The organism is Streptomyces sp. NPDC002206, from assembly GCF_053593595.1.
The window spans coordinates 1-25,219 of the sequence record NZ_JBSFCW010000022.1 but is presented as its reverse complement, the minus strand read 5'-3'; the positions used below and the strand labels follow the sequence as shown (position 1 = coordinate 25,219).

23 protein-coding genes and 1 tRNA gene are annotated in these 25,219 nt (G+C 69.0%); 14 read left to right on the top strand and 10 right to left on the bottom strand.

Going from position 1 to position 25,219, the window contains the following annotated elements; translation table 11 throughout:
* Positions 1-3: 3 nt before the first annotated feature.
* Positions 4-1,020, top strand: coding sequence for an aldo/keto reductase (locus ACWCP8_RS29415; protein WP_352261926.1), 1,017 nt, complete (start codon positions 4-6; stop codon positions 1,018-1,020).
* An 81-nt stretch (positions 1,021-1,101) separates the two neighbouring features.
* Here the strand turns inward: ACWCP8_RS29415 and ACWCP8_RS29410 are convergent, their stop codons facing one another.
* From ACWCP8_RS29410 to ACWCP8_RS29400, 3 genes are all read right to left on the bottom strand, one after another.
* On the bottom strand, positions 1,102-2,061 hold the full coding sequence (locus ACWCP8_RS29410) for a DUF4429 domain-containing protein (RefSeq protein ID WP_451119107.1): 960 nt from the start codon (positions 2,059-2,061) through the stop codon (positions 1,102-1,104).
* Positions 2,062-2,146: 85 nt separating this feature from the next.
* Positions 2,147-3,358 carry an alpha/beta hydrolase gene (locus ACWCP8_RS29405; RefSeq protein ID WP_451119105.1) on the bottom strand — a complete coding sequence of 404 codons (1,212 nt, stop codon included), beginning with the start codon at positions 3,356-3,358 and terminating at the stop codon, positions 2,147-2,149.
* Between the two features lie 224 nt (positions 3,359-3,582).
* Positions 3,583-4,278, bottom strand: coding sequence for a TetR/AcrR family transcriptional regulator (locus tag ACWCP8_RS29400; protein WP_356001095.1), 696 nt, complete (start codon positions 4,276-4,278; stop codon positions 3,583-3,585).
* 117 nt (positions 4,279-4,395) lie between these two features.
* On the opposite strand from ACWCP8_RS29400, the gene ACWCP8_RS29395 reads away from it, so the two are divergent.
* Positions 4,396-6,006, top strand: a complete 1,611-nt coding sequence (locus tag ACWCP8_RS29395; protein ID WP_451119103.1) for an MFS transporter — start codon at positions 4,396-4,398, stop codon at positions 6,004-6,006.
* A 197-nt stretch (positions 6,007-6,203) separates the two neighbouring features.
* Entirely contained in the window at positions 6,204-6,590 is a 387-nt protein-coding gene (locus ACWCP8_RS29390; RefSeq protein WP_352261917.1) for a peptidase inhibitor family I36 protein, read from the top strand.
* Positions 6,591-6,685: 95 nt separating this feature from the next.
* On the opposite strand, the gene aceE is transcribed toward ACWCP8_RS29390, so the two are convergent.
* A complete protein-coding gene (gene aceE / locus ACWCP8_RS29385) occupies positions 6,686-9,418 on the bottom strand; it encodes a pyruvate dehydrogenase (acetyl-transferring), homodimeric type (protein WP_352261915.1) in 2,733 nt (910 codons plus the stop codon).
* A gap of 499 nt (positions 9,419-9,917) precedes the next feature.
* On the opposite strand from aceE, the gene ACWCP8_RS29380 reads away from it, so the two are divergent.
* From ACWCP8_RS29380 to ACWCP8_RS29355, 6 genes are all read left to right on the top strand, one after another.
* A complete protein-coding gene (locus ACWCP8_RS29380; protein ID WP_030925917.1) occupies positions 9,918-10,355 on the top strand; it encodes a DUF3052 domain-containing protein in 438 nt (145 codons plus the stop codon).
* Positions 10,356-10,544: 189 nt separating this feature from the next.
* The gene (locus ACWCP8_RS29375; RefSeq protein ID WP_277326039.1) at positions 10,545-11,003 is read left to right on the top strand and encodes a peroxiredoxin; all 459 of its coding nucleotides are present in this window, start codon (positions 10,545-10,547) and stop codon (positions 11,001-11,003) included.
* Positions 11,004-11,173: 170 nt separating this feature from the next.
* Positions 11,174-11,749: a TerD family protein gene (locus tag ACWCP8_RS29370; protein ID WP_352261913.1), complete on the top strand. Its 576-nt coding sequence runs from the start codon at positions 11,174-11,176 to the stop codon at positions 11,747-11,749.
* Between the two features lie 187 nt (positions 11,750-11,936).
* Positions 11,937-12,512, top strand: a complete 576-nt coding sequence (locus ACWCP8_RS29365) for a TerD family protein (protein WP_266733268.1) — start codon at positions 11,937-11,939, stop codon at positions 12,510-12,512.
* Between the two features lie 71 nt (positions 12,513-12,583).
* A complete protein-coding gene (locus ACWCP8_RS29360) occupies positions 12,584-13,729 on the top strand; it encodes a DUF475 domain-containing protein (protein WP_352261911.1) in 1,146 nt (381 codons plus the stop codon).
* Positions 13,730-13,869: 140 nt separating this feature from the next.
* Complete coding sequence (locus ACWCP8_RS29355) at positions 13,870-14,604, top strand: TerD family protein (RefSeq protein ID WP_030925925.1); 735 nt, start codon at positions 13,870-13,872, stop codon at positions 14,602-14,604.
* 110 nt (positions 14,605-14,714) lie between these two features.
* Here the strand turns inward: ACWCP8_RS29355 and ACWCP8_RS29350 are convergent, their stop codons facing one another.
* On the bottom strand, positions 14,715-15,602 hold the full coding sequence (locus tag ACWCP8_RS29350) for a TerD family protein (RefSeq protein WP_352261909.1): 888 nt from the start codon (positions 15,600-15,602) through the stop codon (positions 14,715-14,717).
* A 220-nt stretch (positions 15,603-15,822) separates the two neighbouring features.
* On the opposite strand from ACWCP8_RS29350, the gene ACWCP8_RS29345 reads away from it, so the two are divergent.
* From ACWCP8_RS29345 to ACWCP8_RS29330, 4 genes are read left to right on the top strand one after another with little or no spacing between them, the layout of a single operon-like run.
* Positions 15,823-16,986, top strand: a complete 1,164-nt coding sequence (locus tag ACWCP8_RS29345; RefSeq protein ID WP_352261907.1) for an HpcH/HpaI aldolase/citrate lyase family protein — start codon at positions 15,823-15,825, stop codon at positions 16,984-16,986.
* 10 nt (positions 16,987-16,996) lie between these two features.
* Positions 16,997-19,534, top strand: a complete 2,538-nt coding sequence (locus tag ACWCP8_RS29340) for a phosphoribosyltransferase (protein ID WP_451119098.1) — start codon at positions 16,997-16,999, stop codon at positions 19,532-19,534.
* The gene (locus tag ACWCP8_RS29335; protein WP_352261904.1) at positions 19,531-20,496 is read left to right on the top strand and encodes an HAD family hydrolase; all 966 of its coding nucleotides are present in this window, start codon (positions 19,531-19,533) and stop codon (positions 20,494-20,496) included. The genes ACWCP8_RS29340 and ACWCP8_RS29335 overlap by 4 nt, the downstream gene beginning before the upstream one ends.
* A gap of 53 nt (positions 20,497-20,549) precedes the next feature.
* Positions 20,550-21,209, top strand: a complete 660-nt coding sequence (locus tag ACWCP8_RS29330; protein WP_352261902.1) for an O-methyltransferase — start codon at positions 20,550-20,552, stop codon at positions 21,207-21,209.
* 20 nt (positions 21,210-21,229) lie between these two features.
* Here the strand turns inward: ACWCP8_RS29330 and ACWCP8_RS29325 are convergent, their stop codons facing one another.
* The 4 genes from ACWCP8_RS29325 to ACWCP8_RS29310 form a co-directional block, all read right to left on the bottom strand.
* A complete protein-coding gene (locus ACWCP8_RS29325; RefSeq protein WP_382840798.1) occupies positions 21,230-21,445 on the bottom strand; it encodes an FmdB family zinc ribbon protein in 216 nt (71 codons plus the stop codon).
* 29 nt (positions 21,446-21,474) lie between these two features.
* Positions 21,475-22,074, bottom strand: coding sequence for a DUF4383 domain-containing protein (locus ACWCP8_RS29320; RefSeq protein ID WP_352261898.1), 600 nt, complete (start codon positions 22,072-22,074; stop codon positions 21,475-21,477).
* Between the two features lie 59 nt (positions 22,075-22,133).
* Complete coding sequence (locus ACWCP8_RS29315) at positions 22,134-23,501, bottom strand: hypothetical protein (RefSeq protein ID WP_451119096.1); 1,368 nt, start codon at positions 23,499-23,501, stop codon at positions 22,134-22,136.
* Positions 23,502-23,572: 71 nt separating this feature from the next.
* Positions 23,573-24,343 carry a DUF4097 family beta strand repeat-containing protein gene (locus tag ACWCP8_RS29310; RefSeq protein WP_352261895.1) on the bottom strand — a complete coding sequence of 257 codons (771 nt, stop codon included), beginning with the start codon at positions 24,341-24,343 and terminating at the stop codon, positions 23,573-23,575.
* A 199-nt stretch (positions 24,344-24,542) separates the two neighbouring features.
* Here ACWCP8_RS29310 and ACWCP8_RS29305 point away from each other — a divergent pair.
* A tRNA-Val gene (locus ACWCP8_RS29305) sits at positions 24,543-24,617 on the top strand.
* Positions 24,618-24,685: 68 nt separating this feature from the next.
* Here ACWCP8_RS29305 and ACWCP8_RS29300 read toward each other — a convergent pair.
* On the bottom strand, positions 24,686-25,219 hold a 534-nt coding region (locus ACWCP8_RS29300; protein WP_451119093.1), incomplete at its 5' end, for a tyrosine-type recombinase/integrase.

The following is a 25,219-nucleotide window of genomic DNA, read 5'->3' as shown; positions in this document are numbered from 1 at the left end:
CTGATGACCGACAACAAGATCGCAACTGTGGAGCTCGGCAACGGCGGCCCGCAGGTGGGCGTCCAGGGACTCGGCTGCATGGGCATGAGCGAGTTCTACGGGGACACCGACGAAGCGGCCGCCCGGGACACCCTGGAGGCCGCACTGGAGGCGGGCGTCACGCTCTTCGACACCGCGGACATCTACGGCAGCGGTGCCAACGAGACGTTCCTCGCCCCGTTCGTCGGGGCGCACCGGGACGAGATCACGCTCGCCACGAAGTTCGCCATCGAGCGCAAGGACGACGACCCGCAGTACCGGGCGGTGCGCAACGACCCCGCGTACATCCGCCAGGCCGTCGAGGACAGCCTGCGCCGACTGAACACCGACGTCATCGACCTGTACTACATGCACCGTCGCGACCCCTCCGTGCCGCTGGCCGAGTCCGTCGGCGCGATGGCCGAGCTCGTGCAGCAGGGCAAGGTCAAGCAGCTCGGGCTGAGCGAGGTGACCGGCGCGGAGCTGCGTGAGGCGTACGCGGTGCACCCGATCGCCGCCCTGCAGTCGGAGTGGTCGCTCTTCAGCCGGGACGTCGAGCGCAGCGCCGTGGCCGCGGCGGTCGAACTCGGGGTCACCTTCGTGCCCTACTCGCCGCTCGGCCGCGGCTTCCTGACCGGGGCGTTCGCCGACGCCGCCAAGGACCTGTCCAAGGGCGACTTCCGTCGGTACCAGCCCCGCTTCACCGGCGACAACGCGAAGACGAACGCCGCCCTCCTGGAACCCGTCCACAAGATCGCGGCGGCGCACGGGGCGACGGCCGCGCAGGTGGCGCTCGCCTGGGTGCAGCAGCGCGCCGAGGTGCACGGTCTGACCGTGGTTCCGATCCCCGGCACCCGCAGGCGCAGCCGGCTGCTGGAGAACGTCGGGGCGACCCGGCTCACCCTCACGCCGGAGGAACTGGCCGTGCTGGAGCCGGTCGCCGGCCAGGTGGCGGGCGACCGCTACCCGGACATGAGCTCGACATCGGCGGCGCGCGAGTAGCCGTTTCCGGAGGTCCGGAGCGGCCCTGGACCCGTTCTCTCCGTAAGTGCCGGACGGGCTGGTCTTCTCCCGTCCGTCCGGCTACAGCTCCGCGAGCAGCTGGGCCTTCTTGGCCCTGAACTCGTCGTCCGTCACCAGACCCGCCTGGTGCAGCTCCCCGAGATGCCGGATCCGCTCGGCGATGTCCGCCGGATCACGCCGCACCGCACTCGCCGGCACGGCGACGGGCGTGGACTGTTTCCTGCGCACGGACTCCAGTACGGCGGCGGCGAACGGCAGCGACTCGTGCACCGGGCCGTAGCCGAGCCCGAAGATCACCGCGGCCGGGTCCTGGTCGGCCTGGGTGGGCCGTGGGGCCGGCGCCTGCGGACCGGGTGGCGCAGTGTCCGTACGGAGCACCGCCGCACCGTTGCCCGCAACGGGAGACAGGCCCGTGCCCGCCCCGGCGTCCGTGCTCCGAGCGCCCCGTGGCACCAGCCGCAGATAGCCGTCGAAGGCTTCCGGCGAGCGCCACTCGACCCCGCTCAGCTCGCCGACCGGGAACGTCTGGTCGCCCGCCTTCCACTTCGCCGTGGAGGCACCCGTCCAGAACCACCGGAAGGAGATCCGGTGCCCGTCGAAGCTGGCCCTGCCGTCGTACGCCTTGAAGTGCATCGGCGCCTCGGGGGCCGCGACCAGGAACCTTTCGGCGGGCTCCGCCGCGCCCGGGCCGAGCAGCGCGCGCAGCTCGTCCGCGTAGTACTCGGCGAGCGTCTCGCGTTCTGCGGGCAGCACCAGCCGGTACGGATCGCTGCCGTCCTTCAGCTGCCCGGCCGCGGCCTCCAGCAGTGGATCGGCACCGGGTCTCGGCACCGCATGCAGAACCACCGTGCCTCGCTTGCCCGGGGTCAGTGTCACCGACGACAACGCCGCGTGCGGGATGCGGCGTTCACGCAGGCTCTGAAAGAGCTTCGGCGTGCGGATTCCCCGTTCGAAGCGGATGAGCACGGAGTCGGTGTCGAACTCCCAGGTGGCATGAATTCCGGCCAGCACATCACCCATGTGCCTCATCGTATGCGGCACTCGTCCGCACGTCCCCCCTCCGAGCGGACCGCAATTCACCGGCGGTTGCGGTGCTCTACGCGCGTCAGACGACCTCGCTGCCGGAAATTCCGTCGCGACAGGCGCTGTCGGCGCTCGCACAGGTCACCGAACCGTATGCACCGACGCCGATGGCGGCGAAGTTGCTGAGGCTCTCGGTGCCCGGCTCGAAGTAGCCGCTGTGTCCGATCGCGTCGCCCGCCGAGAGGATGCGCGCACCGAAGCCGCGGTCCACCGGATCCGCGCCGTGGCCGAGCCCGCCGACCTCCATGTTCGGCACGTCCTGGATCCAGTCGTCGCGGTCCCGCATCGCCCAGACATCGGCCGTGGTGTGGAGCTGCGCGGCGTTCTTCGCCCGCATGCCGGGGCTGCCCGCGACCGCGATGTCGGCGACTCTGGACGGCAGTTCGTTGGCGGCGACACCGCACAGCACGGAGCCGTAGCTGTGGCAGAACAACGAGATCTTCGACGTGCCGGGCAGGGCGTCGACCAGCGCGGTGAGCCGGACGGCCCCGCGCCGGGCGAGGTTCCCCAGGGCCGCGTCCATCCCGATGCCGGCGGGCGCGGTGTAGTCGGCCCAGGCGATGACGGCGGTCCGGGTGCCGGGGCTCGCGGCGCGCTCCGCCGCGTACAGCGACTTCGCCATGCCGACGGGTGCGGCGTTGACCTTGGGCCCGGTCCGCTCCAGCGTCAGCAGGCTGGTGTCGACACCGGGCACGACCAGCGAGACCCGCTCGGCCTTGTCGAGGTCGCCGAACACCTCGGCGGCGTGGCCCTTCCCGGACGGGTCGAAGGCCAGGAAGTGCCGGCCGTGGGCAAGCATCGACCGGAAGCGCTCCATCCGACGGAGCGCGTCGCTGCGGCCGTCGGGGGAGAGCCGGACGTCGTGCATGCGCTGCTGCTCGACCGCCCGCGCCTGCACCAGGGCCCGCCGGTTGGCGTGGTAGCGCAGGGTGACCGGGGCGCCGTTCAGATTGCCGACGACCAAGGGGTACTTGTCGGCGAGAGCGGTGCGCTGCGCGGCGGTGAGCGAGGCGAAGAAATGGGCCAGCCGGTACGGGGATGCATCGACGTCCGGCAGGGGGTGACCCGCTATCCGGCCCCGCGCCCAGGAGGTGAGTGCGATGTCGCGTGGCTCGTCGGAGCGTTGGTGACGTACGGCGGTCCAGCCTGTGGTCGCCAGCATCACAAACACGACCGCGACGGCGAGAAGTGCGCGCCATGCGGTGAGCGTGGGGGAGGAGTCGAAGGAAGTCACTGCCGCCCACATTAGGAGACGCGCGACGGCAGCTGTGAAGCGGGTGACGCACGTCACCCGCCGATGGGGAATTGGAGGGGCGCTTCCTTACGCTCCGTGGCCGCGTCGCGCACGCTCCGGCGAACTCCCACGCCTCGCGGACGCCGCATGTGGCAGTCGTGGCACGGCTGTTGTGAAGTCCGTCATCTTCCTCTTTGAGGTATTCGGCACATCGGGGTGCGGAACTACCCCGTGGAGGTGTGAGGTGTCTCGGCCGTCCGTTCGACCGGTGTGCGCCAGTTCCCCGCGAGCGCCGCTCCGAGATGGTCCAGGTAGGTCTCGGTCAGCGTCCGCAGCGAGTCGACGCTGGTCTCCCGCCCCTGCCCCCACAGCTGCCCGGTCACCCGCATCACCCCCGAGAATGCGGCGACGGCGACCCGCGGCCGCGGGTCCGTCTCGATGTCGAGACCCTCGCGCGCGGCGATCACCTCGGCGATCTGGTTCTCCAGATCGATGCTGCGGCGCAGATGGGCCGCGAGCAGGGAGGGGGTCGACTCGATCATCCGGTACGTACGCATGTGGAGTTCGACCGTGACGAGTTCCTCGATCGCCTCGCCGATGCTGTCCCAGGCGCACAGCACCGCGCTGCGCATGGCTTCGAACGGGCTTTCCGCGGCAGGTCGTTGGCGCAGCTCCGAGAGGAAACGCGACTCCACCATCTCCTGGACGGCGAAGGTGGTCTCCTCCTTGCTGGCGAAGTAGCGGAAGAAGGTGCGCTGGGAGACGTCGACGGCGTCGACGATCTCGTCGACGGTGGTCTCCTCGTACCCCTGGGTGGTGAAGAGCTCGAGAGCGGCATGCAGCAAGGCGTCCCGGGTGCGTCGCTTCTTGCGCTCGCGCAGCCCGGTCGGATGCTCCACGGCTCGCTGCCCGTCGGTCACTGAACTGGTCCTCTTTCTGGTATTTTGTCCAACTCGGTGAACCTGTGAGCTACGAGACAGTTACCGACTTGTGAAATGGTTTGTCAACTGTCAGCGACTGACACTAATCTCCCGGGCATGACTAGTCAGACCACCGTAGAAAAGGCGTCGCGGGAGCCGCAGGACACCCTCGCTCCCGCCCCGGCCAAGGGGCTGCGCGGCCACCCCTGGCTGACGCTCTTCTCCGTGGCCATCGGCGTGATGATGGTCGCGCTCGACGGCACGATCGTCGCGATCGCCAACCCCGCCATCCAGCAGGACCTGGGCGCCTCGCTCGCCCAGGTCCAGTGGATCACCAATGGCTACATGCTCGCACTCGCGGTCTCCCTGATCACCGCGGGCAAGCTCGGTGACCGGTTCGGCCACCGCCAGACCTTCCTGATCGGGGTCGTGGGCTTCGCCGCGGCCTCGGGGGCCATCGGCCTCTCCGACAGCGTGGCCCTGGTGATCACGTTCCGGGTGCTGCAGGGCCTCTTCGGCGCCCTGCTGATGCCGGCCGCGCTCGGCCTGCTGCGCGCCACTTTCCCGGCCGAGAAGCTGAACATGGCGATCGGTATCTGGGGCATGGTCATCGGTGCCTCGACCGCGGGCGGCCCGATCCTCGGCGGTGTGCTCGTCGAGCACGTCAGCTGGCAGTCCGTCTTCTTCATCAACGTGCCGGTCGGTGTGATCGCACTCCTGCTCGGCGTGGTGATCCTCAAGGACCACCGGGCCGAGAACGCCCCGCGCTCCTTCGACATCGGCGGCATCGTGCTGCTGTCGCAGGCGATGTTCTGCCTGATCTGGGCCCTCATCAAGGGTGCCGAGTGGGGCTGGGGCGACTTCAAGACGGTCGCCTTCCTGGTGGCCGCCGTGGGCCTGTTCGCGGTGTTCGCCTTCTCGCAGAAGAACGTCAGGGAACCGCTGATCCCGCTGGCGATGTTCCGCTCGGTGCCGCTGTCCGCGGGTGTGGTCCTGATGGTGCTGATGGCATTCGCCTTCCTGGGCGGACTGTTCTTCGTCACCTTCTACCTGCAGAACGTGCACGGCATGAAGGCCGTCGACGCGGGTCTGCACCTGCTGCCGCTGACCGGCATGATGATCGTCGGCTCCCCGCTCGCGGGCGTGCTGATCACCAAGTTCGGCCCGCGCGTCCCGCTCGTCGGCGGCATGGTGTGCACCGCGGTCGCCATGTTCGGGATGTCGCAGCTGGACACCGGCACCGGCACGGCGACGATGTCCATCTGGTTCGGTCTGCTCGGCCTCGGCCTCGCCCCGGTGATGGTCGGCGCCACCGAGGTCATCGTGGGCAACGCCCCGATGGAGCTCTCCGGTGTCGCGGGCGGTCTGCAGCAGGCCTCCATGCAGGTCGGCGGCAGTCTCGGTACGGCGGTGCTGGGCGCGGTCATGGCCTCCCAGGTCGACTCCCACCTCGCCGGCAACTGGGCGGACGCGAAGCTTCCACCGCTCTCGCCCCAGCAGCTGGACCAGGCGTCCTCGGCCGTCGAGGTCGGCATTCCGCCGGTGGGATCCGGCGTGCCCGCGCCGGTCGTGGAGAAGATCACGAGCGTCGCACATGACACGTTCGTGTCCGGCATGAGCACCGCGTTCATGGTCGCCGGCATCGTCGCGGTGGTCGCGGCGCTGGTCGCCACGCTCACCAAGCGCGGTGAGAACGCCGAGGCAGGCGCGGGCGCAGGCCACATCTGACCCCGCTGCCGGTCCTCGCCGGCCCATCGCGCCGATGACGCCCGAGCGTCAACACAGCGCATACGACAGCCCCGCCGGACCTCTCCGGCGGGGCTGTCGCCTATCCGGGTGGTGTGGTCCGGAGCCCCTTCCGGTGAAGCTGCCCCGCAGGTCAGGGTGCGTGCAACTGATCCGCACCACCACGGGGGTTGATTGATATGCGTACGACCGTTGTTGCCGCCGTACTGACCGCCACCGCCCTGATCCCGCCGGCCGTTTCGGCGTCACAGACCGCACCGGCCGCGCACGCGGCGCCGGTCCGCCTCGGGACATGCGAGAGCGGTCAGCTCTGCTTCTGGGCGAAGCCGGACTTCACCGGCGCCCGGCAGATCCATGAACTGTCCGGCACCGACATCGAGAGCTGTGTCCCGCTGCCGCCGGGCAGCAAGGCCCAGGCGCTCGCCAACCGCACCGGCCGTCCCGTCACCACCTACCAGTCCGCGGAGTGCGCCGAGACCGGCGAGTTCGAGACGTATCCGGGCAGCGGGACCTGGGTGCCGCAGTCCCCGTACCAGGTCAGGGCATTCAAGATCTGGGAGAACTGACCGCAGAGCCGAACGGGGAACCGACCGGAGAATGCCGAAGGGCGGCGGACCGAGAGGTCCGCCGCCCTTCGACTCGGCTCGTCCGCCGGTCGTGCCTACGCGTCGCCGCCGGCCGCGCCGGGCTCGGCCGCGGCCACATCCAGGAGCTCGTACCGGTCGATCGCCGTCTTCAGCACCGAACGGTCGATCCGGCCCTCCTTTGCGAGCTCGGTGAGCACCGCGAGGACGATCGACTGCGCGTCGATGTGGAAGAACCGGCGGGCCGCGCCACGGGTGTCGGCGAAGCCGAAGCCGTCCGCACCCAGCGACTGGTACGCGCCCGGCACCCAGCGTGCGATCTGGTCCGGCACCGAACGCATCCAGTCCGAGACCGCCACGAACGGGCCCTCGGAGCCGGAGAGCTTCTGCGTGACGTACGGGACACGCAGCTCCTCCTCCGGGTGCAGCAGGTTGTACTGCTCCACCTCCACGGCCTCGCGGCGCAGCTCGTTCCAGGAGGTCGCCGACCAGACGTCCGCCTTGACGCTCCACTCGTCGGCGAGGATCTGCTGCGCCTCGACCGCCCACGGGACCGCCACACCGGACGCCATGATCTGGGCCGGGATCATGCCCCGCTCGCCGCTCTTGAAGCGGTAGACACCCTTGAGGATGCCCTCGACGTCCACGTTCTCCGGTTCGGCGGGGTGCTGGATCGGCTCGTTGTAGACGGTGAGGTAGTAGAAGACGTCCTCGCTGTTCTCGCCGTACATCCGGCGCAGACCGTCCTTGACGATGTGCGCGATCTCGTACCCGAAGGCCGGGTCGTACGCGACGCAGCCCGGGTTCGTCGAGGCGAGCAGCTGCGAGTGGCCGTCCGCGTGCTGCAGACCCTCACCGGTCAGCGTCGTGCGGCCCGCGGTCGCACCCAGTACGAAGCCGCGCGCGAGCTGGTCGGCCATCTGCCAGAACTGGTCACCGGTGCGCTGGAAACCGAACATCGAGTAGAAGACGTACACCGGGATCAGCGGCTCGCCGTGCGTGGCGTACGCCGAACCCGCGGCGATCAGCGACGCCGTGCAGCCGGCCTCGGAGATGCCGTCGTGCAGCATCTGACCGGTCGGCGACTCCTTGTACGCGAGCAACAGATCGCGGTCCACCGCCTCGTACTGCTGCCCCAGCGGGTTGTAGATCTTCGCGCTCGGGAAGAACGCGTCCATGCCGAAGGTGCGGTACTCGTCGGGCGCGATCAGCACGAAACGCTTGCCGATCTCCTTGTCCCGCATGAGGTCCTTCAGGATGCGGACGAACGCCATGGTCGTGGCGATCGACTGCTGGCCCGAACCCTTCTTCGCGGTCGCGTACGTCTTGTCCTCGGGGAGGACCAGAGGCTTCGCGCGCACCACACGGGTCGGCACATAGCCGCCCAGACCCTTGCGGCGGTCGTGCATGTACTGGATCTCTTCCGAGTCGCGGCCCGGGTGGTAGTACGGCGGGTAGCCCTCGTCCAGCTGCTTGTCCGTGATCGGGATGTGCAGCCGGTCGCGGAACCGCTTGAGGTCCTCGACCGTGAGCTTCTTCATCTGGTGGGTCGCGTTGCGGCCCTCGAAGTTCGGTCCGAGCGTCCAGCCCTTGACCGTCTGCGCGAGGATCACCGTCGGCTGGCCCTTGTGGGCCTTGGCCGCCGCGTACGCCGCGTAGACCTTCTTGTGGTCGTGTCCGCCGCGGCCCAGGTGCAGGATCTGGTCGTCGGTCATGTCCTTGACCATGTCGCGCAGCCGCGGGTCGTCCCCGAAGAAGTGCTCACGGATGTACGAGCCGGACTCGGTGGCGTACGTCTGGAACTGGCCGTCCGGCGTGGTGTTCAGCTTGTTGACCAGGATGCCCGTGCGGTCCTGCGCCAGCAGCGGGTCCCAGGAGCGGTCCCAGACCAGCTTGATGACATTCCAGCCGGCACCGCGGAACTGCGACTCCAGTTCCTGGATGATCTTGCCGTTGCCGCGCACCGGGCCGTCGAGGCGCTGCAGGTTGCAGTTGACCACGAAGGTCAGGTTGTCCAGGCCCTCACGGGCGGCGATGGAGAGCTGGCCGAGCGACTCGGGCTCGTCCATCTCGCCGTCACCGAGGTAGGCCCAGACGTGCGACTGGGAGGTGTCGGCGATGCCGCGCGCCTCCATGTACCGGTTCATCCGGGCCTGGTAGATCGCGCCCAGCGGACCGAGGCCCATCGAGACGGTCGGGAACTCCCAGAAGTCCGGCATCAGCCGCGGGTGCGGGTAGCTGGACAGGCCGTTCGGCGCCTTCGACTTCTCCTGGCGGAAGGCGTCGAGCTGCGCCTCGCTCAGCCGGTCGAGGAGGAACGCGCGGGCGTAGATACCGGGGGAGGCGTGCCCCTGGAAGAAGATCTGGTCGCCGCCGAGGCCGTCGTCCTTGCCCCGGAAGAAGTGGTTGAAGCCCACGTCGTACAGCGAGGCGGAGGAGGCGAACGTGGCGATGTGGCCGCCGACGCCGATCCCCGGGCGCTGGGCGCGCGACACCATCACGGCCGCGTTCCAGCGCGTCGCGTTGAGGACCTTGCGCTCGATCTCCTCGTCGCCGGGGAAGAACGGCTCGTCCTTCGTGGCGATCGTGTTCACGTAGTCCGTGCTGCGCATCTCCGGCACGGCGACACGCTTCTCGCGCGCGCGCTCGATGAGCCGGAGCATCAGATAGCGGGCCCGCTCACGGCCGCGCTCGTCGACGGCGGCGTCGAGGGAGTCGAGCCATTCCTGGGTCTCTTCGGGATCGAAGTCCGGGACCTGGCTCGGAAGGCCGCCAATGATGATCGGGTTGCGATCGGATCCGGAAGCCACGCTGTTCCTTCGCTGTTCGGTGGTGCTCTACGGGGCCTGATAACGGGAGGCATGCCCCCGGGATGTATGCATGTACGTCATCACCATCGTGTACCGCGAGGACGCAAACGTCATCTCTACCCAGGGGTAACCGTCAGGTTGTGAGACATCACGTCCGGTACGCGAGGACGGTGCGGCAGACGGGTGGGACCAAACCGCAACCATACGCCCAACCCGTCCAAGCGTTCCCAAAGGCTGTTCGACACCGATTGGCGGACCGAAACGGCATAAGCTGTTCAAGGACGTAATGCTGTTCAAGCACGTAAAGGGTGCGGACGGCAGCGCCGGGCCCCGCAAGGGACATGCCGATCGTGCGGCGACGTGGCAGGGAACGTCACCGTTTAGGCGGTCTCGCACGCTGGGTACTTGCGCGATCCGCCGCGCCCGTGTGGACTACGGCCAACGCCCCGCGCACGCGCGTGGCTGAAGCATTTTCCGAAACATGATCAGGAGGCAACCCGTGAGCGCGACCGCGGACCACGCGGAGGAACGGACCAACTCGGCTGCACGGCTGGGGTTCGAGCCCGGACAGGTGGTCCAGGAGATCGGCTACGACGACGACGTCGAGCAGGAGCTCCGTGAGGGCATTGAGGCCACTACCGGCCAGGAACTCGTCGATGAGGACTACGACGACGTCGCTGACGTCGTTCTGCTCTGGTTCCGCGACGAGGACGGCGACCTTACGGACGCGCTGGTGGATGCCATTGGTCTGATCGAGGACGGCGGTGCGGTCTGGCTGATGACGCCGAAGACCGGCCGCGAGGGATACGTCGAACCGAGCGACATCAACGAGGCTGCACAGACAGCCGGTCTTTCCCAGACCAAGAGCATCAATGCGGGCAAGGACTGGACGGGCAGCCGTCTTGTCACCCCGAAGTCGGCCAAAGCCAAGCGCTGAACCGCACTCACCACGAGGCCCCCGCCGGTCGTGCACCGGCGGGGGCCTTCGTATGCCCGGGAGCGGGCCCGCAGGCACCGGTACGTGGGCGGCGCGTGGCCCGCCCAGGTCCCTGCGGGAGGGCTCTGCGTAGGGTGGGAGTCCACCCGGACAGCCCAGCCCGGTGAAGCAGTGAAGGGACGCGTATCCATGGCGATCGAGGTCGGCACCAAGGCCCCGGATTTCGAGCTCAAGGACAATCACGGCCGGACCGTGAAGCTCTCCGACTTCCGCGGCGAGAAGAACGTGGTCCTGCTGTTCTACCCGTTCGCCTTCACCGGCGTGTGCACGGGTGAGCTCTGCGCCCTCCGCGACGAGCTGCCGAAGTTCGAGAACGACGACACGCAGCTCCTCGCCGTCTCCAACGACTCCATCCACACCCTCCGTGTCTTCGCCGAGCAGGAGGGCCTCGAGTACCCGCTGGTCTCGGACTTCTGGCCGCACGGCGAGACCTCGCGGGCCTACGGCGTCTTCGACGAGGAGAAGGGCTGTGCGGTGCGCGGCACCTTCATCATCGACAAGGAGGGCGTGGTGCGCTGGACCGTCGTCAACGGCCTGCCCGACGCGCGCGACCTCAACGACTACATCAAGGCCCTCGACGCGATCTGATCCGGATCCGGCGGGTCTTCCGGCGACGATCCGGGCGATCTCCCGGCCTCCCGGCCAAAAGCCTGTTTTGGCCGGGAACCGGTCACTAGGATCCACTCGTTGATCCGATGCCAACGCACGATGGAGGCGCCGGCACCTGTCGGCCTCTAATGAAACCAATGGGAGGACTCGTGGGAGTCAGCCTCAGCAAGGGCGGCAACGTCTCGCTGACCAAGGCCGCGCCCAACCTGACCGCGGTCATCGTCGGTCTCGGCTGGGATGCCCGTACCACCACCGGCGGAGATTTCGACCTCGACGCCAGCGCCCTGCTGACGAACGTGGCGGGCAAGGTCGGCAACGACGGGAATTTCGTCTTCTTCAACAACCTCAAGAGCCCCGACGGCTCCGTCGAGCACACCGGTGACAACCTCACCGGTGAGGGCGAGGGCGACGACGAGGTCATCAAGGTGAACCTGGCCGGCGTTCCGGCCGATGTCGACAAGATCGTCTTCCCGGTCTCGATCTATGAGGCCGAGTCCCGCCAGCAGAGCTTCGGCCAGGTGCGCAACGCGTACATCCGCGTGGTCAACCAGGCCGACAACAGCGAGCTCGCGCGGTACGACCTGAGCGAGGACGCCTCGACGGAGACCGCCATGGTCTTCGGCGAGTTGTACCGCAACGGTGCGGAGTGGAAGTTCCGTGCCATCGGTCAGGGTTACGCCTCGGGCCTGCGCGGCATCGCGCAGGACTTCGGCGTCAACGTCTGAGCACGGCCCAGAAGGCGTGACCGGGCGGCGCCTGCGAAGGCACTGCCCGGGCCACGTCCAGCACGTCCCCGTCCGGCGCCGCACCCAGTGCGGCGCCGGACGCGCACAACAGACGGTCCGTCGACGGTCGGTTCATCGATAGACGGTCACTGACAGACGGTTCATCGACTCGGGGAGGACACACACCATGGGCGTCACGCTCGCCAAGGGAGGCAATGTCTCCCTCTCCAAGGCCGCACCCAACCTCACCCAGGTGCTCGTCGGCCTCGGCTGGGACGCGCGATCCACCACCGGAGCCGACTTCGACCTCGACGCCAGCGCGCTGCTGTGCCAGTCGGGCCGGGTGCTGGGCGACGAGTGGTTCGTCTTCTACAACAACCTCACGAGCCCCGACGGCTCCGTGGAGCACACGGGCGACAATCTCACCGGTGAGGGCGAGGGCGACGACGAGTCGGTCATCGTGAATCTCACCCAGGTGCCCGCCCACTGCGACAAGATCGTTTTCCCGGTCTCGATCCATGAGGCCGACAACCGCGGGCAGACTTTCGGCCAGGTCAGCAATGCGTTCATCCGTGTGGTGAACCAGGCGGACGGCCAGGAACTCGCGCGCTACGACCTCAGTGAGGACGCCTCGACGGAGACCGCGATGATCTTCGGCGAGCTCTACCGGTACAACGGCGAATGGAAGTTCCGTGCGGTGGGACAGGGGTACGCGTCGGGGCTGCGAGGCATCGCTCTAGACTTCGGGGTCAACGTTTCGTAAAGCCGCGCACGGCGCGGGGGAGCCCCGCACACACCCGGGGGAGACCCGTTACACACACGATGGGGTAGCCAGTGCTTCTGAAAACCTTCGGCTGGTCGTTCGCGATTACCGCGCTCGGCCTGGTCGCAGCGGTGTTCTACGGGGGGTGGGAGGCCCTCGGGGTGGTCGCGATCCTTTCCGTCCTGGAGATCTCGCTGTCCTTCGACAATGCGGTAGTCAACGCCGGAATCCTGAAGAAGATGAGTGCCTTCTGGCAGAAGATCTTCCTCACCGTCGGCATCCTCATCGCGGTCTTCGGTATGCGGCTGGTCTTCCCTGTCGTGATCGTGGCCATCACCGCCAAGTTGGGTCCCATCGAGGCGGTCGATCTCTCGTTCAACCAGCCCGACCGCTATCAGGAACTGGTCACGGACGCCCACCCGGCGATCGCCTCTTTCGGTGGCATGTTCCTGCTGATGATCTTCCTCGACTTCATCTTCGAGGAGCGTGACATCCAGTGGCTGCGCTGGATCGAGCGTCCGCTCGCCAAGCTCGGCAAGGTCGACATGCTGTCGGTCTGCATCGCGCTCGTCGTGCTGCTGATCTCGGCCATTACTTTCGCGACCCAGGCGCACCAGCACGGCGGCGGTCACGCGGACAAGGCGGAGACCGTTCTGCTCGCGGGTGTCGCGGGTCTGATCACGTACCTCATCGTCGGCGGCCTCTCCGGCTACTTCGAGAACAAGCTCGAGGAAGAGGAGGAGCGCGAGCACGAGGCCGAGGAAGAGGCCAGGAAGAGCGGCAAGAAGCTCTCCGCGGTGGTCCTCTCCGGCAAGGCCGCGTTCTTCATGTTCCTCTACCTCGAGGTCCTCGACGCGTCCTTCTCGTTCGACGGTGTCATCGGCGCCTTCGCCATCACCAACAACATCGTGCTGATGGCCCTCGGCCTTGGTATCGGCGCCATGTACGTCCGGTCGCTCACGGTCTACCTGGTCCGTCAGGGCACCCTCGACGACTACGTCTACCTGGAGCACGGCGCGCACTACGCCATCGGTGCGCTGTCCGTCATCCTGCTCGTCACCATCCAGTACCAGATCAACGAGATCATCACCGGCCTCGTCGGCGTGGTGCTGATCGCCTGGTCCTTCTGGTCCTCGGTCCGGCGCAACAAGGCGCTGGAGGCCGGAGGCGGCGACGCCAACTCGGGCTCCAAGGCGGAAGTCCCGTCCGGGGTGTGACCCGGTAGGGATTGAGGAACGCTCTCAGCGGGGCGGTCCGTACGGCGACGGTTCCCCGGGGACACCCGGAGCCGGCCCGGGGGCCGCCCCGCAGTGATGCGCACGGGGCCGGGCAGTACCGAGACGTGTGGGGGTTGGGGATGGCGTTCTGGGACGGCCTGTGGCCGAGGCGCGAAGCGCAGTTCGAGTCGGGCAACGCGGCGACCAATTCCATCGTGCTCTCCAAGCGGCACGCCACGGTCTCGCTGACCAAACAGGGCGCGCTGACCGGCAACCTCCGGGTCAATCTCTCCTGGCGGATGCGTACGTCCGACATCGAGGGCCGATCGCGGCAGAGCGGCCGGCTGCTGCGGCCGTTCAAGCTCTTCCAGCCCGATGTGGTCCAGGCGCACACCCAGGGCGTGGTCAACGTCGACCTGGACCTGGGCTGCATGTACGAGCTGAAGGACGGCACCAAGGGCGTCGTGCAGCCGCTGGGCAACCTGATCGGCGACCTGAACGGGCCGCCGTACATCAGGCTCAGCGGGGACGACCGCTTCGGGGCGCCGTCGGGGGAGACCGTGTACGTCAACCTCGATCAGCGGGACCAGATCAAGCGGCTGCTGTTCTTCGTCTACATCTACGACCAGACGCCGGCCTTCGACCGTACGCACGCCAAGGTGACGCTCTACCCGGGCAACGGGCCGCGGATCGAGATCGAGCTCGACGAGAGGGCCCCGCAGGCCCGCTCGTGCGCCGTGTTCACCGTCGAGAACGTCAAGGACGAGCTGATCGTGCGGCGCGAGGTGAAATTCGTCTACGGCTTCCAGTCGGAGCTGGACCGGCTGTACGGCTGGGGGATGCAGTGGGGCCGAGGCTACAAGTCACGGGCCTGAGGCCGGCTGTCCTCGACTCCCGGGCCTGAGACCCGAGTACCGGCCCCGAGTACCGGCTGAGACCGATTGCCGGTCCTCGGACCCGGCTCCGGCCCGCGGCGCCGGGCCGGTCAGGACCGGACGAACTGCGGGCCCTGCGGCGGCAGGACGAAATTCGGGTCCGGGGCGGGCTGCGCAGCCGCCGCGGGCTGCGGATAGCCGTACGCGGGCTGTACGGAGGCCGGCTGCGGGTAGCCATAGGCCGGCTGGGGAGCCGGGACGGGCGCTGCAACCGCTGTCGGCTGCGGGTAGCCGTACGCGGGCTGCTGGTGCTGGACCGTGGCCTGCGGGTCGGGGCCGGGCGCCGGGGCGGGGGGAAACACAGGGGCGGGCGGTGCGGCAGCCGGCCCGGTGACCGGCGCCGAGGCGGGCGAAGGGCTGGACGATGCGAACGCATCGGGCTCTGCCGCGGCCTCCGCCTCGTCGACCGAGATGCCGAACGCGGTCGCGAGACCCACCAGACCCGTCGGGTAGCCCTGGCCGACCGCCCTGAATTTCCAGCCATCGCCGCGCCGGTAGAGCTCACCGCAGATGATCGCGGTCTCCTCACCGGTCTCCGGCCGCACATCGAACACGGCGAGCGGATCCCCGCCCGCCGAGCCCGCGTCGTACAGCAGGATGCGCAGATCGCGGACCTGCTGGAAGGCCGCGCCGTCCGAGGACGCGGCGATGACCACCTGCTCGACGGAGGGGTCGAGCGCGCCCAGGTCGGCCTCGATGGTGTCGGTCAGCCCCTCGGCGACACTGCGCTTCGGCAGCCGTCGTACCAGGCCCGAGGGGTGCCTGGGCTGGTTGTAGAAGACGAAGTCCTCGTCGGAGCGCACACGGCCACCGGTGCCGAGAAGCAGGGCCGAAGCGTCCACATCGGGGACCCCTGCGCCCGGGGTCCAGCGCAGCACGGCCCGTACGGCCGTGGCATCGAGGGGGACGTTCGAGCCCTTCAGCATCGCGTGCGTCATGGCGGTCATCCTGCCTGCTGGCAGCCCGCGCAGACAACGCGGGGGTCGCAACCCATGTCTCGGCAGTGCGTCGGAACCACGCCCTCCGCGGCCTGTGGAACCGTCGGGAAATGGACGAGTTACCCGAAATTCATGCGCGCAGGGAACTGTCGACACCAGTCCGTACGTACTATTACCGGCCATACGTTGTCCGGCCGGTCAGGCAGTTCGGGGGAATCACATGCGTCATTTCGGGCACATCTCGCCCGCTGCGCGGAAGGGCCTGTTCCACCAGGAGCCGGCCGAATTCGATGCGGACTCGCCCGCCGGCATGCTTTCGGCTGCCCTGGGCGCCACCCTTTACTCCCCGGCCACCCGGCCGCGGCTGGCGGACGACATCATCAAACAGGCCGGGCGCGGTGTCGTCTCGATGGTGCTGTGCCTTGAGGATTCGATCGACGACTCCGAGGTGGCGGAGGCCGAGGAGAACCTGGTCAGGCAGTTCGCCGACCTCGCGGCGCGCGGCGTCGAGGTGCCGCTGCTCTTCATCCGGGTCCGTGAGCCGGAGCAGATAACGGACCTGGTGAACCGGCTCGGCAGCTCCGCCCGATTGTTGTCCGGTTTTGTACTTCCGAAGTTCACGGAAGAGCGTGGTGTGCCGTTTATGGAGGCACTCACCAAGGCCGAGACGGCCAGGAGCCAGCGGCTTTTCGCGATGCCCGTCCTCGAATCCCCGGAGCTGCTGCATCTGGAGTCCCGCAGCGCGACGCTGCAGGGAATCGCCCGTACCGTTGACAGGTACCGGGACCGGGTGCTCGCACTGCGGCTCGGGGTCACCGACTTCTGCTCGGCGTACGGACTGCGCAGGGCGCCCGACACGACGGCGTACGACGTGCAGCTCGTCGCCGCGGTCATCGCCGACGTGGTCAATGTGCTGGGCCGGGCGGACGGCACCGGCTTCACCATCACCGGCCCGGTGTGGGAGTACTTCCGGCTCCAGGAGCGCATGTTCAAGCCGCAGCTGCGCCGCAGCCCCTTCCTGGAGGGCCGGGCCGAGGAGCTGCGCACGGAGCTGATCGAGCACGACCTGGACGGGCTGCTGCGGGAGATCGAGCTCGACCGGGCCAACGGGCTGCTCGGCAAGACCTGCATCCACCCGACGCACGTCGCGCCCGTCCACGCACTGTCCGTGGTCAGCCACGAGGAGTTCAGTGATGCACAGGACATCCTGCGGCCGGAGCGGGGAGGCGGTGGAGTCATGCGCTCCGCGTACACGAACAAGATGAACGAAGTGAAGCCCCACCGGGCCTGGGCCGAGCGCACCCTGCTGCGGGCCGAGGTCTTCGGCGTGGCGAAGGAAGACGTCGGGTTCGTGGATCTGCTGGCCGCGGGCCTCGCGGAATGAGCGCGTCTCGATGAGCGAGCGCGCATCAAGGAAAGAGACGGCGAACGTGGTGTGGTCGGGTAGCTGGGTGGCGGAGCGACTGGGCGTCGAGCTCGTCGGCAACGGGGTGCCCGGAGGCGACGGGGAGCTCCGGGAGCTGTTGGGCCTCGCTCTGCGCCGCAACCCCAAGCGGGCCCATCTGCTCGTCTCCAATGTGCTGGGCAAGCACGTGCCGCAGAGGCCGTCCGTGGTGTACGGGGCGGGCTTCGAACTCGGCCTGCGGGTGCGCGAGCTCCTCGGGGAAGCGCTGTCCCGCCGGTCGGTGGTCCTCGGGTACGCGGAGACGGCCACCGGTCTCGGCCACGCGGTCGCCGACGGGCTGGGCGTGGCGCCGTATCTCCACTCGACGCGCCGCCCGGTCGAGGGCGTGGCCCGGGCGGGCGGCTTCGAGGAGTCGCACTCGCACGCGACCTCGCATCTGCTGCTGCCGGAGGACCCGACGCTGCTCGGGACCGGCGGTGGGAGCGGGCGGGCGGGAGAGCCGCTCGTGCTGGTGGACGACGAGTTCTCCACGGGCAACACCGTGCTCAACACGATCCGCGCGCTGCACGAGCTGTACCCGCGCGACCGGTACGTGATCGTGGCCCTGGTGGACATGCGGTCGCCGGCCGACCGCGGACGCCTGACCGAGTTCGCCGCGGAGATCGGCGCACGCGTCGACCTGGTGGCGAGGGGAACGGGCACGGTCCGCCTCCCGGACGGGGTCCTGGAGAAGGGACAGGCGCTGGTCGCCGCCCATGAGCGGGCCGCCGAGGCAAGCGACGACGGCGGCGCGGCTGCTGCAGCCGGGGCCGGATCGTCGGTACCGGGGCGAGAGGCCGACACCTTCTGCACCCGAGTGGAGCTGGAGTGGCCGGCCGGGGTGCCCGACGGCGGCCGGCACGGCTTCACCCCCGCACATCGCGCGACCCTGGAATCGGCCCTTCCCGCCATGGCCGCCCGCATCGCCGACGCCCTGGACGGCGACGCCCGCCGCGTACTGGTCCTCGGCTTCGAGGAGTTGATGTACGCACCGCTCCGGCTCGGCACGGCCCTGGAGGACCACACCGACGCCGAGGTGCGGTACTCGACCACCACGCGTTCCCCCGTTCTCGCCGTCGACGACCCCGGCTACGCGATACGCAGCCGTCTGGTCTTCCCGGCCCATGACAACCCGGCCGACGGCCCCGGCGACCGCTTCGCCTACAACGTCGCGGGTACCGGTTTCGACGCGGTGGTGGTGGTCGTCGACTCCGCTGCCGACACTCCGGAGCTGCACGCCCCCGGCGGCCTGCTGGCGGAGCTCGCCGCGCACACCTCCCACGTCCTGCTGGCCGTCGTTCCCTCGTACGTCCCCTCACCCGCCCCCGAACGGCAGGAACCCCCCGTGCTGCCCGAGCCCCTTCGCGGCCCCGTTTTCTCCTCCTACGAGCCGGACGACGTCGGTTGGCTGCTCCAGGACCTCTCGGACACCGAGCTGGAGGCCCCCACCGAGGAGCGGGAGGAAGCGATACAGAGCGGTGGCGCGCACTACGCCGAGTCGCTGCCCGTCGAATACCAGCCGTCCGCCGAGTACCAGGACCTGTTCAAGACGGCCCTGGACCTGTCGGCCGCCCGCATCGCGCGGGCCGTCGGCACCGTCACCGAGACGGTTCTCGCCGAGCGCAGCCCCCGTCCCGTTCTCGTCTCCCTCGCCCGGGCCGGAACCCCGGTCGGTGTGCTGATGCGCCGCTGGGCGCAGCACCGGCACGGACTCGATCTGCCGCACTACGCCGTCTCCATCGTGCGCGGACGGGGCATCGACGCCAATGCCCTGCGCTGGCTGGCCGCCCACCACGACCCGGCGGACGTAGTCTTCGTCGACGGCTGGACCGGCAAGGGGGCGATCACCCGTGAACTGTCGGCGGCGCTCGCCGAGTTCGAGGGCTTCGATCCCGAGATCGCGGTCCTGGCCGACCCGGGCGGCTGCGTCCGCACCTATGGCACCCGCGAGGACTTCCTCATCCCGTCCGCCTGCCTCAACTCGACCGTCTCCGGTCTGATCTCGCGCACGGTGCTCCGTTCCGATCTGGTCGGCCCGCACGACTTCCACGGCGCGAAGTTCTACCGGGAGCTGGCGGACGCCGATGCGTCCGGCCACTTCCTCGACACCGTCGCCGAGCACTTCGACGAGGTCGTCGACGCGGTGGACGCCGAGGTCAAGGAGCTGCTCGCCGCGGACCGCGCCCCGACCTGGGACGGCTGGGCGGCCGTCGAGCGCATCAGCGAGGAGTACGGCATCCACGATGTGAACCTGGTCAAGCCGGGCGTCGGCGAGACCACACGCGTACTGCTGCGACGCGTCCCGTGGAAGATCCTCGCCAAGCGCGGCGCCGGGCCCGACCTCGAGCACATCAGACTGCTGGCCCAGCAGCGCGGAGTGCCGGTCGAAGAGGTCGACGAACTCCCGTACACCTGCGTCGGACTGATCCACCCAAAGTACACCCGGGGAGCGACCGGCGCGGACGGCAAGGCGGTGGCGTCACAGTGACCACCCCGAGCTCCCTGACCACCCCGGGCTCCGTGACCATCCCGACGCCCACGGCAGCCCCGGCCCCCACGGCCGCCCCGATCGCTCGGGCCGGCCCCGTGACGCTGGTCGCCAGCGACCTGGACCGCACCCTCATCTATTCGACAGCGGCGCTCCAGCTCTCCATGCCGGACGCCGAAGCCCCCCGGCTGCTCTGCGTCGAGGTGTACGGCCACAAGCCGCTCTCCTATCTCACGGAGACGGCCGCCGCACTCCTCGACGAGCTGGCCCGCACCACGGTCTTCGTGCCCACGACCACCCGCACCCGTGAGCAGTACCACCGCATCAGGCTCCCCGGTCCCGCACCGAAGTTCGCCATCTGCGCCAACGGGGGACACCTCCTGGTCGACGGGGTGTCCGACCCCGGCTGGCAGACACAGGTGGCCCGCCGGCTCGCCGACGAATGCGCCTCGCTCGCCGAAGTCCGCGCCCACCTCGTCGCCGCTGCGGACCCTGCCTGGCTCCTCAAGGAACGGGTCGCCGAGGACCTCTTCGCCTATCTCGTCGTCGAACGCTCGCTGCTGCCCGCAGGCTGGGTGAGGGAGCTGGCCGAGTGGGCGGAACCCCGTGGCTGGACCGTGTCGCTCCAGGGCCGCAAGATCTACGCCGTGCCCAAGCCGCTCACCAAGAGCGCCGCGATGAACGAAGTCGCCCGCCGCGCCGGCGCCACGCTCACCCTCGCTGCCGGTGACTCGCTGCTCGACGCCGATCTGCTTCTCGCCGCCGACCACGCCTGGCGCCCCGGCCACGGCGAGCTCGCCGACACCGACTGGAGCGCCCCGCACATCGACGTACTGACGGAGAACGGTGTGGTGGCAGGTGAGGAGATCCTCCGGCGTTTCCTTCGGGCTTCCGTCCCGCAGCAGGGCCTCCGGCAGGGAACAGTGGTACCTGAGGCCGTGACCGGTCTGCCCGGCAGGTGACCAGCGTGCCGGGCAGGTGACCGCCTGCCCGGCAGGCACAGAGGGAGTGCGCGATGAGCAAGGGAAACGAAACCAAGATCACGGACGAGCTGTACGCGTACATGCTGGCGCACAACCCGCCGCTCGACGCGGTACAGCGTGAACTCGTCGCGACCACGTACGCGCACCTTCCCGAACAGGCGGGGATGCAGTCCGCCGAGGAGCAGGGCCCACTGCTCGCCTTCCTCGTACGGCTGATGGGTGCCCGGCACATCGTCGAGGTCGGGACGTTCACCGGATTCTCGGCCCTGGCGATGGCGCAGGCACTGCCCGCCGACGGACGGCTGATCGCCTGCGACATCTCGGAGGAGTGGACCGCCTACGGCCGCGAGGCGTGGGAGAAGGCGGGCGTCGCCGACCGGATCGAGCTGCGCATCGCCCCCGCTCTCGACACCCTGGGAGCGATGCCGTCCGAGCCGCACATCGATCTGGCCTATCTGGACGCGGACAAGGGCAACTACATCCCGTACTGGGAAGAGCTGGTGCCCCGGATGCGCCGGGGCGGCCTGATCGTCACGGACAACGTGCTGTTCCACGGCGGTGTGACCGACCCACGGGCGACCGGTGGAGCGGCGGCCATCAAGGAGTTCAACGAGCATGTGGCCGCGGATCCGCGGATGGACAGCGTGATGCTCACCGTGGCGGACGGACTGACCCTCTCCCGTAAGCGGTAGCGGCCGCCCGCCCGGCCGGGTCAGCCGCAGCAGCCTCCACCGCAGCATCCGCCGCCGCCCGACGGGGCGGCGGGCGCGGACTTGGCCGACGCCCCGCCCACGGCGACCGTGGAGAGGAGCTTCACCGTGTCCTCGTGCCCGGCGGGGCAGGAGGCAGGGGCCGACGACTGGGCCATCGGACGGCTGAGTTCGAACGTGTCTCCGCAGGAGCGGCAGCGGTATTCGTAACGAGGCATGGCCCCAGGCTAACCGGTGGGCACCACGGCTACCGCGTCATACGGCTCCGGCCGGCGACCGGCATCGACGAACTCCGGCCGTGGCGCTGTGCCACGGCGCCCTCCTCGGGATGGCGGGCGCGCCAGTACGGGTTGTCGTGCGGGAGCCCACCGCTGACCCTTCCGTACATCCCGAACATCATCAGCATCAGCCCGACGACAAAGCTGAACAGGACGTTCTGCATGCGGAAAGCGAGGAAATTGAAGTCGGTGTCGAGCAGCGCCAGATTGATGAAGCCACTGAGGATGAACGCGATGCCCAGGACCATGTTGACCGTCGAGGCGAAGTTGCCGCCGATCACCATCCCGACGAACAGGAGCAGGCCGACGCAGATGGAGAGGACGCTGAGCGCCCCGTTCGTGTTCAGGCCCGCGACAGTGGCGTCACCCGTGTTGAAGAAGCCGATTTCGTCGATGACTCCCAGGATCCCGAAGGCCAGCAGCACCAGCCCCATCAACCCCGCCCCTATGCGGTAGACGCTGTTGAGCCGGTGATCGACCGGGAGATGGTCGTCGAGCCGGGCGGCTCTGCTGCGCCGTGCGGGCTTCTGTGCACGTCGCCGCGGGGGATGCACTGCATGGGTGGCCATGGCGCCCTCCTTCGCGATACCACCAGGATCCGCCCCGCGCACGGCCGCGACAACTCGGCTCAGCCGCCGGCGCCCCGCTCCTCACGGATATCCGAGACCACCCGCGCCGCCGTCTGCCGCACGGCTTCGGTCTCGGTCAGGAAGTGCCAGTAGTCGGGGTGACGACCCTCCAGCCCGGCGATCGCGTGCTCCAGCCGGGCCACGGCATCGTCCAGCGGCCGGGCGTGGCGTGGCTCGGGTGTGTTGCGCCCCGCCATGGCCAGTCGCTGGGCGTCGCGGATGGCGAACCTGGTCCGCTGGATCTCGTGCTGGGGGTCCTTGGCAACGTCGTCGAGGCGGCGCAGCCGGTCACCGGCTGCGGACACGGCCTCGTCCGTCGCGTTCAGCAGGGCCCGTACGGTGGCCAGTCGCGACGTCGCATCGGCCCAGCGCTGCTCGTCCCGCGCCTTGGTGGCCTCCTTGAGCTTCTCCTCGGCCTGCCGCACATTGACCGCGGCCTGCTCGGGCACGGTCTGGAGGTCCTGCCAGCAGGCAGCGGTGAACCGCCGCCGCAGCTCGCTCAGCACCGGTTCCACCGTGCCCGCGCGTGTCGTCAGCGCCTGGGCGCGCGTGCGCAGCGACACCAGCCGGTGGTCGATCTCGGCGGCGCGCTCGGGAAGCTGCGCCGCCTCGGCCCGCACGGCCTCGGCGCCACGCAGCACGTGATCGGCGCGTTGCAGCGTCTCCGGTACGCCGTGCCGGCCGGCGCCCTGGTTGAGCTTGGTCAGTTCGGGGGCGAGGGCCGCCAGGCGTGCGGCGAGATCGTCCGCCCGCAGTCCGGACACGCGCGCTGCATCGAGAGCATTGCTCGCACCGAGGAGCGCCTGTCGCGCCCGTTCGACGGCGGGGGCGAGCCGGGCGAGCTGCGTCTCGGCGTTCCCCAGGAGCGGACCGAGTCCCTGCGCGAACCGTTCCAGCTCGCCCTTGACCCGCACGAGCTCGTCCTTGGCGCCGGTCAGCTCCGTCCGGGCACGTGCCGCGACCGCCGGCTCAAGATCGTCGCGATCGAGGTCGTGGGCGTCGACCGCCGTGATGTACGTATGGCTGGCCTCGTCGATCCGCCGCCCCAGCGCGGCGAAATCGTCCACGGCCTTCCGCGCGGCGGGCGAGCTGTCCACCGCGGTGATCGTCTCGATCGAGATCTGCAGATCGCGCTGAGCCGTGTCCAGCTCGTAGAAGGCCTCCGCGGCCGCGTCCTTCGCCGCCTGCGCATCGGCGCGCTGACTCTCCCCGCGACCGCCGAACCAGCGCCGCGTACCACCACCGGCGAAGGCAGCCGGCAACGCCGCGGCGAGCAACGGCACCGGCAGCAGCATCAATCCGAGGACGTCCCTGACGGCGGTTCTGCCACCCGCTCTTGCCTGCGGCCGCGCGTGTGTCGCCGTCACATCCCTCTCCCGTGCCGTATCGCCTTGCCCGGTTCATTCTCCCACCAGGTAAGGACGAACACACGGGCCCGTTAGTTCGCGCTTCGAACCGTGATTTCCCCGTTGTCGCTGTGGGCCTTCACCACATGCGGACTGCTGTCGCTGCGCGGCACCCGCACCGAGATGTCCCCGTTGTCGGCGACAGCGGTCACCGCGTACGCCTGCGACCCCTTCGGAAGCTCGATGGTCACCCGACCGTTGTCACTGACGGTGTCCACCCGATCCGGCACGGCCGTGAACCCGAGCCGGACCTCCCCGTTGTCCGACTGCGCGGAGACGGACGTGCTGGAGATCCGCTCCGTGACGATGTCCCCGTTGTCGCTCTCCAGCTTCAGCGGCGCACTGGAGTCACGGACGGTCACCTTCCCGTTGTCGGAGCGGAGGGTGAGAGGAGTGTCGAACCCGGAGGCGACGACCCTGCCGTTGTCACCGTCCACCGTCACCGCGACCCCACGCGGCACCTTCACCTGATGCAGGGCCTCGCAGTTGCTGACGACCGCCGTGCACTTCACCCGGAGGGTGAGCTTGCCGTCCCGCATCGTCCAACGCGCGTCGGGCCCGTTCCCGAGCACCACCCACCCGTCGACACGACGCGTCACCTCGACCTTGTCCACATCGGCCGGTACGAGCTCCACGGCTGTATCGCCGGAGTCGATCGTCAGGGACTTCCCCTCGAACGCGAACGACTTGTGCTCGACCGGTGCGTCATCCACATCCGCACTTCCGCAACCGGACAGACCCAGGGCGACGACTACGGCGCCGACGGACGCGACGAGTGTGCGAGTGCGGGTATGGAGTGCCACGATGATCGATCCCCCGTCCGGTCCGGGGGGCCTCTCCCACCGGTGTGGGACCACCGTAGGGAGCGTGGCAGCCCGGGGAGAATCCGGACGGCTACCGTATGCGGGGTGGGGATATCCCCCGAATCCCCCGCTCTTCGCCGGCCCGGTCAACCGTTTGTGAGCATGGGCCATACGCCATGTACGCTGTTCCTTCATCCACGGGTGCGTAGCTCAGGGGTAGAGCGCTGCTCTTACAAAGCAGATGTCGGCGGTTCGAAACCGTCCGCGCCCACCAGTACAAAGGCCCCCAACCGATCATGGTTGGGGGCCTTTGACATCCAGTTTTGACATCAACGGGTGCGGTCACTCACGGTCGGGACGCCGCTTGAGCATGCGGTCCAGGTGGCTCACGGCCTCGCGCTGTGTGTCCTGGACGACGTGGGCGTAGATGTTCATCGTGACGGCGATCTGGCTGTGTCCGAGGATCTCCATGACGACGCGGGGAGCGACCCCGGCGGCGGTCAGCAGGGTTGCGCAGCCGTGGCGGGCGTCGTGCAGCCGGATCACGCGGAGCCCGGCGGTCCCGGCGACTCGGGTGAACGAGCGGTACAGGTTGCGCGGCTCGATCGGCCGGCCGGTGCGGGTGGTGAAGACGTAACCGGTTTCCTTCCACTGGTCACCGGCAGCGTTGCGCATGGCTGTCTGCCGCATCCTTTGCCAGCGCAGGGGAGCGAGGCAGATCGCGGGCAGGGGGAGTGTCTGCTTCCTGCGTCGTCCCTTCGGATCGTCTTCGTACGCCTCACCACGGACACGCTGGCGTTGGGTGCGGACGCGGATCTCTCGCTTGTCGAGGTCGAGGTTTTCCCAGCGGAGTCCCACGACCTCACCACGGCGGAA